This window comes from Olsenella uli, assembly GCF_901212655.1.
GTDB lineage: Bacteria > Actinomycetota > Coriobacteriia > Coriobacteriales > Atopobiaceae > Parolsenella > Parolsenella uli_A.
This window is the reverse complement of the sequence record NZ_CAAKON010000012.1, coordinates 1-14,628: the sequence shown is the minus strand read 5'-3', so window position 1 is coordinate 14,628 and position 14,628 is coordinate 1. Positions and strand designations below refer to the sequence as shown.

The 14,628-nt window shown below is 67.0% G+C and carries 11 protein-coding genes; 2 read left to right on the top strand and 9 right to left on the bottom strand.

Features of this window, described 5'->3' with window-relative positions; all coding sequences use genetic code 11:
* Positions 1-1,456: DUF3825 domain-containing protein (locus EFAMC2_RS02335; protein ID WP_154026622.1), on the top strand; the 1,456-nt coding region annotated here is incomplete at its 5' end.
* Between the two features lie 140 nt (positions 1,457-1,596).
* Here EFAMC2_RS02335 and EFAMC2_RS02330 read toward each other — a convergent pair.
* From EFAMC2_RS02330 to EFAMC2_RS02290, 9 genes are all read right to left on the bottom strand, one after another.
* Positions 1,597-2,769: an MFS transporter gene (locus EFAMC2_RS02330; RefSeq protein WP_154026621.1), complete on the bottom strand. Its 1,173-nt coding sequence runs from the start codon at positions 2,767-2,769 to the stop codon at positions 1,597-1,599.
* Entirely contained in the window at positions 2,759-4,933 is a 2,175-nt protein-coding gene (gene ligA / locus EFAMC2_RS02325; protein ID WP_154026619.1) for an NAD-dependent DNA ligase LigA, read from the bottom strand. The genes EFAMC2_RS02330 and ligA overlap by 11 nt, the downstream gene beginning before the upstream one ends.
* A gap of 342 nt (positions 4,934-5,275) precedes the next feature.
* Positions 5,276-7,009, bottom strand: a complete 1,734-nt coding sequence (locus tag EFAMC2_RS02320; protein WP_261979989.1) for a S1C family serine protease — start codon at positions 7,007-7,009, stop codon at positions 5,276-5,278.
* A gap of 407 nt (positions 7,010-7,416) precedes the next feature.
* On the bottom strand, positions 7,417-8,091 hold the full coding sequence (locus EFAMC2_RS02315; RefSeq protein ID WP_154026617.1) for a winged-helix domain-containing protein: 675 nt from the start codon (positions 8,089-8,091) through the stop codon (positions 7,417-7,419).
* Positions 8,092-8,269: 178 nt separating this feature from the next.
* Positions 8,270-9,088 carry an amino acid ABC transporter ATP-binding protein gene (locus EFAMC2_RS02310; protein WP_154026615.1) on the bottom strand — a complete coding sequence of 273 codons (819 nt, stop codon included), beginning with the start codon at positions 9,086-9,088 and terminating at the stop codon, positions 8,270-8,272.
* A gap of 10 nt (positions 9,089-9,098) precedes the next feature.
* Entirely contained in the window at positions 9,099-10,421 is a 1,323-nt protein-coding gene (locus EFAMC2_RS02305) for an amino acid ABC transporter permease (protein ID WP_154026613.1), read from the bottom strand.
* A gap of 276 nt (positions 10,422-10,697) precedes the next feature.
* Positions 10,698-11,534 (bottom strand): ABC transporter substrate-binding protein, encoded by an 837-nt coding sequence (locus EFAMC2_RS02300; RefSeq protein WP_154026611.1) that lies wholly within the window; start codon positions 11,532-11,534, stop codon positions 10,698-10,700.
* A 113-nt stretch (positions 11,535-11,647) separates the two neighbouring features.
* Positions 11,648-12,994 (bottom strand): glutamine synthetase family protein, encoded by a 1,347-nt coding sequence (locus tag EFAMC2_RS02295; protein ID WP_154026609.1) that lies wholly within the window; start codon positions 12,992-12,994, stop codon positions 11,648-11,650.
* 418 nt (positions 12,995-13,412) lie between these two features.
* Positions 13,413-13,637, bottom strand: a complete 225-nt coding sequence (locus tag EFAMC2_RS02290; RefSeq protein ID WP_187325101.1) for a FeoB-associated Cys-rich membrane protein — start codon at positions 13,635-13,637, stop codon at positions 13,413-13,415.
* 130 nt (positions 13,638-13,767) lie between these two features.
* Between EFAMC2_RS02290 and gpmA the strand changes: the two genes are divergently transcribed.
* Positions 13,768-14,529 (top strand): 2,3-diphosphoglycerate-dependent phosphoglycerate mutase, encoded by a 762-nt coding sequence (gpmA, locus tag EFAMC2_RS02285; RefSeq protein ID WP_154026605.1) that lies wholly within the window; start codon positions 13,768-13,770, stop codon positions 14,527-14,529.
* The last annotated feature ends 99 nt before the right edge of the window (positions 14,530-14,628 follow it).

The following is a 14,628-nucleotide window of genomic DNA, read 5'->3' as shown; positions in this document are numbered from 1 at the left end:
CCCGGCGGCCCCGGCGCCCGAGCCCGAGCCGCAATCGGCCGCCCAGCCCGCCCCCGAGGCGCAGCCGGCAACTCAGCCCGCGGCCAGCCCTATTCCCGCGGCAGCCTTTGCCCCAGCGCCCCAGCCCGACCCGCGCCCCGCGCGCCGCGAGCACGACGACTTCCCCACCTCGTTTGCGGACGAGGTGTCCATCAAGCCCGCCCTCCTCGGCCTGCTCACGCGCATCCTGCCCTTCGACGCAGACCTCATGAGCGTGCTTGACGAGGACTGGCGCTGCGCCCGCGCCACCGGCGCCACGTCCGGCTCGCGCAGCCGTGTCACGTTTCCCCTGCGCTACCTGCAGGAGGACGGCTCCGCCCCCATCAGCGTCACCATCCGCCGCAACACACGCCCCGGCAACTCCCGCCGTTGGCAGCTCGCCCTCGTCGATGGCGACGACGGCACCGGCTCTGCCCACGAGGCCGCCGGGCTCGAGGGCCTGCCGCAGGAGGCCTCGGGCTATTGGGAGGACCTCTTCCCGCGCCAGGCAGGCGAGGAGCCCAAGGACCCGATGCGCGAGCTCGCCCAGTTCGTGGCCATCGGCTCCTGGGAGACCTTCCTCGGCACGGTGGCCACCGCCGCGGCACCCGAGCGCTGGAACTACCCGGGCGAAGGCGTTGGCAAGGCGAGCCGCTACGGCATCCTGCGCGAGTACCTGGCCGCCACGCTTGCCCGCGTGAGGACAACCGACGCACTCGCCGTCTCTGCCGACGGCTCGCTCGCCGCCTTTGACACCGGGCTGCTCTCCCCCATGTGCGAGCGCCTCTTTGCCGTGCTGGAGCCCACCGGCACAGACATCCCCTGGCGCTTTGCGGGCCTGGCCGAGGGCGGCAGCGGCGAGCTGGGCGCACGCCTTGCCGCCACCCTGCCCGAACTGCCCCAGCAGCCCGCATACCTCGAGGCTCTCGACGACGTGCGTCCCCGCCCGGACGCCCTCGTGATCCCGGACTACCGCGCCCTGCTCGGACGCGCCCTCAAAAACCTGCCGCGTGGCTTCGTGGCCGCCCAGCTCGAGGGCGAGGAGGCCCTGCTCTCCGCGCTCGACGACGCCACCACGCCCGCCGCGCACACGCAGGCCCTCACGGCCCTCTCGCGCACCATCTCCGCCGAGCCCGGCAGGCACCGCCGCGCCTGCCGCGCGCTGGACGACGCCATTGACCTGTCGCTCCGCCGCGCCCGCCAGAGCTACCGCCACGTCGCGCCCGCCTACGACGCCGCGCGCAACCGCATGCTGCTGCTTCTGCCCCTCGCCCTCGTAGACGACGCCCGCACGGACTGCGCCCTCGCCCTCGAGCTCATGCCCAGCGGCGCCTACCAGGCCGCAAGCGCCCTCACCCTGCCACGCGCCTACGCTGCCGCGCGCACGGTGAGCGCCGAGCTCCCCAGCTGGCTGAGCGCGGAGGACGTGTTGGGCTAGCGCAAGCCCCACGAGACCGAGCCAAACGAACAGAGACAGAACCCGAGAGAGACAAAGAGGCCCCGACCGAGGATTAGGATTCGGTCGGAGCCTCTTTCTTGGACTTCGAGAGACCTCACGGCCCACCAGCCGAAACGAAGCTACCCCCGTCTCCCCAGGCGCATCGTGAGCGCCGCCAGGCCGCAGGCCGCCAACGAGAACACGGCGCCTACGTAGCCCGTGGCGCCCATGCCGGGCCCCATGACCACCGCGCCGCCCACGGCCGCGCCAAACGCGATGCCCACGTTGAAGGCCATCGGCTCGAGCGAGCTCGCGAGCGTAAGCGCCTTGGGGTGGCGCACCGCCGCAATCTTCATGAACAGCCCGATGACCGGCACCGACAGCAGGTACATCGAGAGGCCGATGGCCATGACCACCACGAGCGCCGCGGGCATCGCGGAGCCCACGAGCGAGAGCAGCACCAGCAGGGCCGCCTGCACCGGGAACGCCACGAGCAGGGTGCGCATGCCAAAGCGCGCATCCAGCCACCCCGCTGCGAGGTTCGAGACGAGCGTCATGAGGCCATAGACCATGAGTGTGGCGCTGGCGGCCGCCGTGTCCATGCCCAGCACCTGCTCCAGGTACGGCGTGATATAGCCGTAGAACACATAGACAGACCCCACGCCAAACACGAAAATCGCCATGCCACAGAGCACGGCAGGCTCGGTGAGCAGCGCTGCCTGCTCGCGAACGGTCGCCGGCTCGTCCGTGGCGCCCTGGCGTGGCAGCAGGGCCACGAGCAGCGCGCAGGTCACCACCGCCATCGCGAGCGTGGCCGCCATCGCCACGTGCCAGTCGAGCGTGTCGGCGACGATCTTGGCGAGCGAGGTGGAGATGACCATCGCCACCGAGAACGCCGCATACACCACCGAGATGGCGATGGACACCCGCTTTGGGCCCACGAGCTCGGGCAGGTAGGTGACGCCCACGGCCAGCAGCGCGCCGGAGACCCCGCCGATGAGCACGCGCGAGACGAACAGTGCGGAGAAGCCCGTGGCCACCGCCGCCACGAGGTTGCCCAGGCAGAAGAGCACGCTATAGGCCACAAGCAGCTGAAAGCGCCGGAACCGCCCCGTCGAGAGCGCAAGCAGCGGCGTGGCCACCGCATACGTAAGGGCAAAGACGCTGATGAGCTCCCCCACCCGCGCGAGGCTCACGCCAAACGCCGCCGCGAGCTCGGGCTCGATTCCGATGACCACGAACTCCGAGCATCCCAGCGAAAAGCCCAGCAGCACGAGCAGCCCCACGCAGAGGGCCTTGCGCCTAGGACTCATGGGACACCCCGCCCGTGGCGAGAATCTGCTCGAGCGCGTCCTCGTCCAGCACGGGAACGCCCAGGCTCTCGGCCTTGGCGAGCTTGGAGCCGGCGTTGGCACCCGCGATCACGTAGCTCGTCTTCTTCGACACCGAGCCCGAGACCTTTGCGCCAAAGGCCTGAAGCGCCACTTTGGCGTCGTCGCGCTTGTGGCGCTCGAGGGTGCCCGTCAGCACGAAGGTGAGCCCCGCGAGGGACTGCGGCTTGGCGTCGGCCGGCTGCTGCTCCTCCATGCTCACGCGCGCCTCGCGCAGGCGCTCGAGCACGGCGAGGTTCTCGGGCACGGAGAAGAACTCGCGCACGCTGTGGGCGATTTTGGGGCCGATGCCGTCAACCGCGGCGATGCGCTCCTCATCGGCCGCCTGGAGCTTGTCCAGCGAGCCAAACTCGGCGGCAATCTGATGGGCCACCTGCTCGCCCACATGCCGTATGCCCAGGCCGAACAGGACCCGCGCCAGGCCGCGGGCCTTGGACTCCTCGATCTGCGCCATGACCTTGGCGGCGATGGTCTTGCCCACGAGGATGTCGTCGCCCGAGACGCTCACGCGCCCGGTGGGGCACGCCGCGAGCGCGGTCTCGGTGAGGCGGTCGTAGAAGTCCGCGACGTCGCTCACGAGGCCGGCGGCCACGAGCTTGCCGATAAGCTCGTCGCCCAGACCGTCGATGTCCATGGCCTTGCGGCTCACCCAGTGGCAGAGCCGCTCGTGGGCCTGGGCCGGGCAGTCGATAGAGACGCAGCGGAAGGCCACCTCGCCCTCCTCGCGCACCACGGGACTGCCGCAGCTCGGGCACGTTGCCGGCATCTCGAACGGCCCGGCGTCCGCAGGACGCAGCTCCAGCACGGGGCCAACCACCTCGGGAATGACGTCGCCTGCCTTGTGAACGACGATCGTGTCGCCCACGCGGACGTTCTTGCGGCGCACCTCGTCCAGGTTGTGGAGCGTGGCGCGCGCGATGGTGGAGCCGGCAACCACAACCGGGTCAAACTCGGCGACCGGCGTGAGCACGCCCGTGCGCCCCACCTGGATGCGAATCTCGCGAAGCACCGTGCGCTTCTCCTCGGGTGGGAACTTGAACGCGATGGCCCAGCGCGGGGCGCGTGCCGTGAAGCCGAGCGCCTCCTGGCTCGCGAAGCTGTCAGCCTTCACCACAACGCCGTCGATGTCGTAGTCGAGCGAGTCGCGATGCTCGAGCGCGTCAGCGCAGAACTTGTGCACCTCGGCGGCCGTCTCGCAGCGCTTGACGTTGGGGTTCACGTGAAAGCCGCAGTCGCGCAGCCACTCGAGGAAGCCGTGCTGGGTGTTGACGTGCAGTGGGCCCTCGTCGGCAACCGCGTAGATGAACGTCTCGAGGTCGCGCGCCGCCGTGACCTTGGGGTCCTTCTGGCGGAGGCTCCCCGCCGCGGCGTTGCGCGGGTTGGCGAAGGGCTCGCGGCCGTTTGCGTCGGCCTCCTCGTTGAGACGCTCGAAGCTGTGCTTGGGCATGTAGACCTCACCGCGAATCTCGAGCGTCTGGCCAAAGCCGCCGCCGTCCACGCGCTTGAGACCGGCGGGCTTGAGGTGCATGGGAACGTCGCGGATAGTGCGCACGTTGGCGCTCACGTCCTCGCCCGTGGTGCCGTCGCCGCGGGTTGCCGCACGCACGAAGGCGCCGTCGCGGTACGTGAGCGCCACGCCGAGGCCGTCGATCTTGAGTTCGCAGGTATAGGCGACGGGGTTGGCGTCGCTTGCGCCAAGCGCCTCGTCCGTGCGGGCCAGCCACTCGTCGAGCTCGCCGAGGTCCATGGCATCGTCGATGGAGTACATGCGCGCCGCGTGCTTCACCGGCTCGAACTGGCGCGACACGAAGCCGCCCACACGCCGGGTGTAGGAATCGGGCGTCACAAGCTCGGGGTGGAGCTCCTCGATGGCCTGAAGCTCACGAAGCAGGCGGTCGAACTGGGCGTCCGTGATCTCGGGCGCGTCGAGCGCGTAGTAACGGTAGGCGTGGTAGTCCAGCAGATGGCGCAGCTCGGCCGCACGAGTGGCGGGGTCCTTCGCATGCGTGTCTGCCGGGCGAGCCGGGCCCTCACCAGAAGCGTCCTGACCTGTGTCCCCAAACAGTGACATCGTCTCGTCTGCCATGCGCTCTCCCTCACTGCGCCCGCAAGCCATGTGCGAGCCCGGCCCCGGGGGAACCAGCAAAGTTCACCTCGGATACAGGCGCGCTCAAGGCCAGCGCCGCCGTCCGCACCATACAAATTGTCCGCCGGCCATTATCGCACGGCCCAACCCCGCGTTCTCTGCCACCATTTCACCTTCTCGAGCACGCCTCGCCTCGTTCGCCGCGGTGGCAAGGTACAAGAACTCGGGCGGGCCGCAAACCGCCGGGCAACAAAATGGGCCCGTCGCGAGTCGCCGCGACGGGCCCAGGAAGGGGGCATCTGTAGATGTACTTCGCCGGCATCAGCCGAGCCGGGCTGCGCGCTAGCCCTGCATGGAGCCGGAGCCGTCGGTGCCGGCGGAGCCGGAGTCGGTGCCGTAGGAGCCGCCACGACCATAGCCGTTGCCGTAGCCATACGAGTCGCTCCCGTTCGAGCCGCCGTTGGAGCCGTTGCCGTACCCGTACTGGTTCAGGTACTGGTCGAGCAGCGAACCCTGTGACGAGGAGTCGTTCTGCCGCCGAGCCTGCAGCGCCTCGTCTGAGCTGAGCGTCACCTGGACGGTCATCTCCCGCGTGCCACGCATGAGCGTCACGCTCACGGTGTCACCCACGTTGTGCGAGCGTACCGCCAGCACCACGCCGTCGGAGCTGGTGATTTCGTCGCCATCGATGGCCGTGATGATGTCGCCCTGCTGGATGCCGGCCTGCTCGGCGGGGCTGCCACTCGTGACCTCGGCCACGTAGGCGCCCTGGTTCACGGAGAGGTTGTTGCGGCGGGCGTTCTGCGCCGTCACGGTCTGGAAGGAGCCGCCCAGATAGGCGTGCGTCACGGTCTCGCCGTTAATGATCTTCTGTGCAACCTCAACGGCGTAGTTGCCGGGAATGGCGAAGCCCACGCCCGAGCTCGAGCCGCTGGCGCTCTCGATGATCGAGTTGATGCCCACGAGCTTGCCCTCGGAGTCCACGAGCGCACCGCCTGAGTTACCGGGGTTGATGGCCGCGTCGGTCTGGATGAGGTTGGTGTAGATGGTGTTGCCTGTGGTGCCCTGCAGCATCGTGGAGCGATACAGCGAGCTCACGATGCCCGTGGAGACGGACTGCTCGAGGCCAAACGGGCTGCCGATGCTCATTACCCAGTCGCCCACCTCTAGCGCACTGGAATCTCCCACCTCGATTGGCGTGAGAGTGTCCGAACCCGGGTCAATCTTGATGACGGCAAGGTCGCTGGATTCGTCGGAGCCCACCACCGTGGCGTCATAGCTGTTGCCGCCGGCAGACACGGAGATGGACTGCGCGCCATCGACCACGTGGTAGTTGGTGAGGATGTTGCCGCTCGCGTCCAGGATCACGCCCGAGCCCACGCCCGCTCCATCGCTCGTGGTGACGGTAATGGAAACCACGGACGGCAGGGACTTGGCGGCCACGGCGTTGGCGAGCGTGGCGCTCACGTCTGAGGGGTTGATGGTGATGGACTGGCTCGAGCCCTGGGTGGTGACGGTTGTGGGGTGTCCCACGACGCCTGCGGCCACAAGCACGCCGGCAAGGGCGCCAGCGCCAATCACGCCGCCGGCAAGACCCGCCAGAAAAACCTTTGCGCCATGGTGGGTGTGCTTGGGCTTCTGGGGCTTGGGGGCAGGAGCGCCAGGCTGCGCGGGGGCAACATGCGGCGCCGTGGCCGTGGCGTCGGGCGAGGCCTGACCTGCAGAGGTGGAGGCACCCGTACCGGCGGCGGACTGAGCCGCGCCCTGCGCGGCACCCGTGCCCTGCGCAGCGCCCGCACTCGGCATCTGAGCCGTGGGGCTGTAGCCATAGGCGGGGCCGTACGACTGGGCCGCGCCGCCCTGGGTGGCGGCATAGCCCTGCTGCGTGGCGGCGTCCTGAGCAGGGTCATGCACTTGCTGGGTCCCAACCTGCTGGGCACCATACCCCACCTGCCGCCCCGTCGCCTGCTGTGAAAAGCCCTGCTGAGCAGAGTTCGAGGACGCCTGGGCCGCACCCTCAGGCTGCGCGGGCTGAGCCCCCGGGAACGGTGGCCTCTGGTCGTTGTAATCGGTCATGCTCTCTCCTCCGGTCAGGCGCCCCCTCGAGCGCCCACCTTTGCCCCGCGGCCAAGGGCCGCCTCGTTGTCGAGTCTTGTTGTACCCCGCACCGCGACGCCAATCCGCAAGATTGGCGCATGACCACCGGTCAGTGACAACGCTTGCAGGATTCTGAAAATGTACCTGAATTACCCTGAATAGCTCGCTAAATAGACCTGAAAAGGCGGCCTGCCAACCGGCAGACCGCCCACATGACATACGCCGGTCTTGCTTGGGGCTCGCGTAGTCTCCGTCCTGCGGAACCATCCGTCCGCAAAGCCGCTGCCCCGCGGCCCGCAGCTTCCGCGCACCCGCACCCTCCTCAGTGCACGTGCGGCCCCACTTCCATGCGGCCAGGCCCTCGCATGCGCAATCCAAGCCCCGCGCTACAGCTTGAAGAGGTACCCCACACCACGGACGGTGGCGATGTGCGAGGCCACCTGCGGCCCCACCTTGGAACGCACGCGCCTGATGTGCACGTCCACCGTACGCGTGCCGCCGCAGTACTCAAAGCCCCAGACGCGATGGAGCAGCGTCTCGCGAGAGTAGGCGCGCGAGGGGTGCGTGGCCAGGAAGCTCAGCAGCGAGTACTCCATGAGCGTCAGGTCCACGGGCTTGTCGTCAATGTAGACCTGGTACGTGGCGAGGTTAATCGTCATGTTGTCGATGGCAACGATGTCGCTCGGCGCGTTCTCCTCGCCCGGCCAAAGCAGCTGGGTCATGCGGACCTCAAACTCGGCCTGACCGGCGCTGGAGAGGACGAAGTCGTTGTGACCCTGTATGGGCATGTGGAACGCGGAGAGACGTTCCTCGTCCACCACGAGCAACTGAGGAATGCAGCCGTTATCGACCGCATAGGTATCCGCGCGCGAAATCAGGTCCTCCGTGACCCCCGCGAGGTCGAGCGTCACCAAATCGAAGTCATTTCCGCTGGCAATGGCCTGGTCGAAGGTGTCCGGCGTGGCCAGAAGCACGGAAATGTCGAGCGCATGGGACAGGTCGCGCATGCGATCGTGAAGGCGCGTTGTGCGCGATATGAGCAGTACTTTCTTGTGATGCATGCCGCACCCCTGTCCTCAATGGGCCAGCCACGTAACACTGAGACCAGTCATTCAGCTTCGACGCTGAAAAAGCTGTTAAGTGAGAATACCACGAACAGACAACCTCATCTCGGCGAACGGCCATATATCCCTCGGCAAATGGCTGAAGGCGCCTCCTCGAAGGCGCTTCCTCGCGTCCCTACGCATCCTTGATGTTGCCGAGGAACGCCTGGGTGCGCTCGCTCTTGGGGTGGTCGAAGACCTCCTCGGGCGTGCCCTGCTCCACGATGACGCCGCCGTCCATGAAGACCACGCGGTCGGCCACGTCGCGGGCGAAGCCCATCTCGTGGGTAACCACGATCATGGTCATGCCCTCGCGCGCCAGGTCGCGCATAACGCCGAGGACGTCGCGCACGAGCTCGGGGTCGAGGGCGCTCGTAGCCTCGTCAAACAGCATCACGTGCGGGTTCATCGCCAGCGCTCGCGCGATGGCAACGCGCTGCTGCTGGCCGCCGGAGAGCTGGCTGGGCATGTAGTCCACGCGCTCGCTCATGCCCACCTTGTCGAGCTCGGCGAGCGCGATTTTCTCTGCCTCCTCGGCGGAGCGCTTGAGGACCTTCTGTTGGGCGATCATGACGTTCTTCTTCACGCTGAGGTGCGGGAAGAGGTTGAACTGCTGGAACACCATGCCAAGCTTGGTGCGCACGGCGTTGATGTCCACGCCCTTGGCGCAGATGTCGGTGCCCTCGAAGATGATCTGGCCGCTCGTGGGGGTCTCGAGCAGGTTCACGCAGCGCAGCATCGTGGACTTGCCGGAGCCGGAAGGGCCCAGCACCACCACGACCTCGCCCTTGTGAATATCGAGGTCGATGCCGCGCAGCACCACCGTCTCGTCGTCGTAGGTCTTGTGGAGGTCCTTGATCTGAACGACGACCTCGCGGTCGGACTTGGCCGTCACGGGAGCCTCGGCGGCGTCGCGCACGTCCTCGACCTCCTGCGTCTTGTTGGTATCTGCCATCGTTTCCTCCCTAAGCAAGGTGGTCGCCGTCGATGACGGGCATCTCGCCTGCGCTCTTCGCGGGCTTCTTGCGCTTGCGCGAGCCGGCGCCGGTGCCCAGCAGCTTGCCCTCGAGCTTGCTCACGAGGCGCGCGAGCGGCAGCGTCACCACGAGGTAGAACAGGGCTGCCACAATGTAGGGCGTGATGGAGCCCGTGCTGGCCACGATGGTCTTGGAGTACATGACAACCTCCATGACGCCCACGGCGGCCAGAAGCGACGTGTCCTTGTACAGCAGGATGAACTCGCTCGTCATGGTGGGCAAGACGTTCCGGAACGTCTGCGGAATGATGATGTAGAGCATCGTCTGGCCGGCGGTCATGCCCAGCGAGCGGGCAGCCTCGTTCTGGCCCTTGGAGATGGACTGGATGCCGGCACGGAAGATCTCGCACAGGTAGGCGGCGGAGTTCATGGCGAGCACGATGACGCCAAGCGGGTAGCTCGGAATCTGAACGCCCGCGAGCGGCAGGCCAAAGAACGCGATGTAGATCTGCAGGAACGCCGGCGTGCCACGCACGATGTTCACGTAGAAGCCGGAGATGGCGCGCAGCAGGCGGCTCTTTGAGATGCGCATGAGCGCGAGCACGAAGCCAAACGGGATTGCCAGCGGGAACGCCACGAGCACGATGGCGAGCGCCATAAGGAAGCCCTGGAATACGCTCGGCACGCTGGAGACGAGGATGGGCGGGTTGAGGAACAGGCGCAGGAACGTATTGGAGTTCCACTGCTTGACCCAGTCCTGGTTCTCGAGGTAGGTGGCGAGCTGCTCGGTTGGCGTCACGCCCTTCACCGGGACGGTGGGCACGTCGGTGAGCTCGGAGCCGGCGCCGCCCTCGGCGGTGTAGGAGACCTTGACCTGCTCGTCTCCACCGGCAGCCGGGAACTCGACCCCATAGAGCTCAACGCGCACGTAGGCGCCCTGGGCAAGCGGCTGCGCAAAGGAAAATGTCACGGCCTGGCCATCGCTCGACACGTCGAAGTTGGCCTTCTCGCGTGTCATGTGGTCGGCCCCGGAGAGCACGGTCACCTTGGCGTTGTCGGTGGTGTAGCTCGTGCCGTCGGGTAGGGTGAGCGTGAGGGCGCCCAGCCGCTCGGCGTCGTCTGCCTGGCCCTCCCAGGTGATGCGCGTCTCGGTTGCGCCCAGGATGTCGGAGCCAGAGTCGCTGTTGGGACGGGCTGTGAGCTTGGCGGTGGTGAGCGCGAGGGCCGGCTGCGGCGCGGACACAGCAAGCGCGCAGGTGGCCGCGAGCGCCACCACAAGCATGCGCAGGGGCTTGGTGGGATGAAGCTTCATGAAAGGTCCGTTCGACGGGTGCTTGGGCGCGCCTCGGGGCGCGCGGTGTTGCCATGGGCGGGTGTCCTGGGTCTCCGGATGGCCCGCAGGCCGCCGCGGTCTACCTTGGAGTTGCCCCGGGCCACCCACATGAATGTCATGACGATTAAACCCGACCAAAGCGCCGAAAGCGCCCTCATATGCCGGCATTTTAACCGGGCTTAACCGTCGCGACAAATAACGCATACGGCCCCTCTCCCGCTCCCGGGAAAGGGGCCGCAGGCCCAAAGGCTTGCCTTAGCCGAGGTACTTGGCGTAGAGGTTGTCGAGCGTACCGTCGTCCTGGAGCTGCTTGATTGCGTCATTGACGGCGTCGAGCAGAGCGGTGTTGTCCTTGGAGACGGCGGCGGCGTACTCCTCGCCCGTGGCAATCTCCTTGATGACCTGGGCGTCGGTGTAGGCGCTGGCAACCATCTGGTTGCCAACGGCCTTGTTGGTGATGACGGCGTTGGCCTGGCCGGCCTGCATGGCGGCAAAGCAGTCCGTGGCGTTGCCGTAGGGCTGGGTGGTGGCGTTGGGGAAGTTCTCCTGGGCGTAGGTCTCTCCCGTGGTGCCGGACTGGACGGCGATGACGATGCCGGAGGCGTTGAGGGCGCTCTGGTCGTCGGCCGTGACGTCGGCGTTGGACTTCATCGTGACGATGCACTGGTCGTCGACGTAGTAGGTGTCGGAGAAGTCGACCTGCTTCTGACGGTCGGGGTCAACCGTGATGCCGGACATACCGAGGTCAACCTGGCCGCCGGCGGCAACGGCCGGGATGATGGCGTCGAACTGGAGGTTCTTGTACTCAACCTCGAGGCCCAGCTTCTCGGCGATGTCCTTCGCGAGCTCGACGTCGAGGCCCACGTACTCGCCGTTCTCCATGTTCTCGAACGGCGGGAAGTCGGGCGACATGCCGATGGTGAGCTTGCCGTCGGTAACGAGCGTATAGCTGCCGGCGGCCTCGGTGGAGGCGGCGGCGCTGCTGGCGGCCTTGTTGCCACCCTGGCTGCTGCCGCAGCCGGCCAGCGCCAGCATGCCCGCAACCGCACCGAAGGCGCCGACGAACTCGCGGCGGCTCATGGTCTTCTTCATGATGAGACTTCCTTCCCTTTGTGCATCCGCCCTTATCGGATGCTGAATTCCTGCATATTCTATGCCAACTACTCAAAAGTATGAATAGGGCCCGCACGAAGCGGGCCCCTCACCTAAAAACCGCCGTAGTAGTGACGGAGCTCCCAGTCCGTGACCGTCTGGGAGTACCCGGCCCACTCCGCGCGCTTCTCGCGCAGCAGGTACTCGAAGATGTGGTCGCCGAGAACCTCGCGCATGAGTTCACTGCCCTCGAAGGCCTCCACGGCCTGGCCGAGGTCGCGCGGGAGACGGGCCGCGCCCGTCTCGGCAAGGCGCTCCACCGGCAGGCTGGACTCCGCGGGAAGCTCCAGCCCCTCCTGGATGCCACGCATGCCCGCGGCGAGCGTCACGGCCATGGTGAGGTAGGGGTTGCACGTGGGGTCCGGGCTGCGCAGCTCGATGCGACGGCTCAGCTGCTTGCCGGGCTTGTAGGTGGGAACGCGCACGAAGGCCGAGCGGTTCTTGGAGCCCCAGGTGGCAAAGCACGGAACCTCGCCGTTGGGCACGAGGCGCTTGTAGGAGTTCACCGTGGGGTTGGTGACGAGCGTGAACTCGGGGGCGTACTTGAGCAGGCCGGCTATGTAGCGCTGGGCCACCTCGGAGAGGTGGTGCACCGAACCCTCGCCCTGAGCCCAGAACAGGTTGTTGCCGTCGTGGTCGAACAGCGACTGGCAGAGGAAGAGCGCAGACCCAGCCACGCCGGAGAGGGGCTTGGGCATGAACGAGGCGAACATGCCGTGGGCAACCGCCGTCTGCTTGATAACGAGGCGCGAGGTCATGATGTTGTCCGCGCAGGTCACGGCCTCGGCATAACGGAGCGACACGCCGTTTTGGGAGGGTGCCATCGCATGATAGGAGTACTCCACCGGAATGGACATCTGCTCGAGCGCGAGCGTCATGTCGCGACGCAGGTCGCGCGCGGAGTCCTGCGGGGTGAGGTCGAAATAGCCGGCGTTGTCGAGCGGCTCGGGGATGGCGGAGCCGGAGGACACGGTGGTGTCGTCCTTGAAGTAGAAGAACTCCATCTCCGGGCTCACGTTAAGCACGTAGCCAGCCTTGTCGGCCTCGTGGAACACGCGGCGCAGGCAGGCGCGCGGGTCTCCCACGAACGACTCGCGGTACGGCGTCTTGATGTCGCAGAAGATGCGGGCCACGCCGGCCTCGCTCGGACGCCACGGAAGCACCTGGTAGGTGCTTGCGTCCGGGAAGGCGAGCATGTCGGACTCCTCGAGGGTGGCAAAGCCATCGACCGCCGAGCCGTCGAAGCCGATGCCCTCCTCAAAGGCCTCTTCGAGGTCCTCGGGCGAGATGGCGAAGGACTTCAGGTTGCCGAGCACGTCCGTGAACCACAGGCGCACGAAGCGGATGTCGCGCTCCTCGACGGAGCGCAGTACGAAGTCGATGTTCTGCTCGTTGGTCATCGAGCTACCTCGCAGACGGTCGTAAGGTGTTATCTGCCGGCACAATTGGCCTGACTGGATACCCCAGTCTCCCACAAAGTTGTTACGGGGCTGTTTCTACGGCACCGCTTCACCCTTTTGCCGCCTCGCCCGCCGCGGCCGGCGAGGCGGCCCGTCGCGTGAGTCAGCCTGCCGTCTCCTTTGACTCATGAGGCCGTCAATGATCGGCCGCCGACGGCCTGCGCCGTTGCTGGCACAGCGCCACCGGCATCAGGGCCGCGGGCAATAGCGCCGCCAGCACAGAAAACGGGTCGGGACGAAAGGTCCCGACCCGTTGGCTTGGAGTCTCTCACGCATGGGAATCAGCTCGAAGCGCATGGCGGGCGCAACTGGGCATCTTGACGTCCGCGCGCGGGCAGCCGGCAGTGCACCGGGCGCCCTACGCCTTCTTGGCCCTCTCGGCCTCGAACTTGGCAACGGCGGCGTCGGCACGCGCCACCATGGCCTCGGAAATCTCGCAGTGGCCGGTGTCGTGCGCCGAGCAGCCACCCTCGAGGGCGCAGCCGCCGCACTCCCCCGCCTTGTTGGCCCGGATGATGGAGCGGACGCACAGAAGCGCAATCGTGAGGACGACGGCCAAAATCACAATGTCAGAGATGCTCATGGCACGCCTCCTTTCTGCTAGCATTATCGAGGTTACATGGGGTTTCTTACCCCAAGTTGACCAGAGCAAACTATACGTTTCGCGGATGTCGGGCGCAAGGGGCGCCCGCAGGCACACAAGGAGGCCATGCATGAGCGACGATACCATGAAGCTCGTCATTGTTCGCCACGGCGAGAGTGAGTGGAACAAGCTCAACCTGTTCACCGGTTGGACCGACGTGGAGCTCACCGAGACGGGCGAGAACGAGGCCAAGGCCGGCGGCAAGGCTCTGAAGGAGGCCGGCTTCGACTTCGACATCTGCTACACCTCCCAGCTGAAGCGCGCCATCCACACGCTCAACTTCATCCTCCACGAGATGGACCGCGAGTGGCTGCCCGTCGTGAAGTCCTGGAAGCTCAACGAGCGTCACTACGGCGCCCTGCAGGGCCTCAACAAGGCCGACGCCGCCGCCAAGCACGGCGACGAGCAGGTCCTCATCTGGCGTCGCTCCTTCGACGTCCAGCCGCCCGCCCTCGAGCCCGGCGACGAGCGCGACCCGCACGTCCAGGAGATGTACCGCGAGATCCCGGCCGACGAGCTCCCCTACACCGAGTGCCTCAAGGACTGCATCGCCCGCGCCTGGCCGTACTTCGAGGACGTCATCCGTCCGCAGATGCTCGCCGGCAAGCGCGTCCTGATCGCCGCCCATGGCAACTCCCTGCGCTCCCTCGTGATGAAGCTTGAGAAGCTCACCCCCGAGGAGATCCTCAAGGTGAACATCCCCACCGGTGTTCCCTGCGTCTACACGCTCGACCGCGACTTCAACGTGCTCGACAAGCAGTACATCGGTGACCCGGAGACCATCGCCGCCAAGATTGAGGCCGTGGCCAACCAGGGCAAGGCCAAGAAGTAACAGGCGCCCACGCCTCCCCCGCCCGGCGAGAGCCTGCCCGCGAGGGAGCGTCCGCAAGCGCAAATTGCATTGGGGCCCGGCCCGCACCGAGAGGTGCGG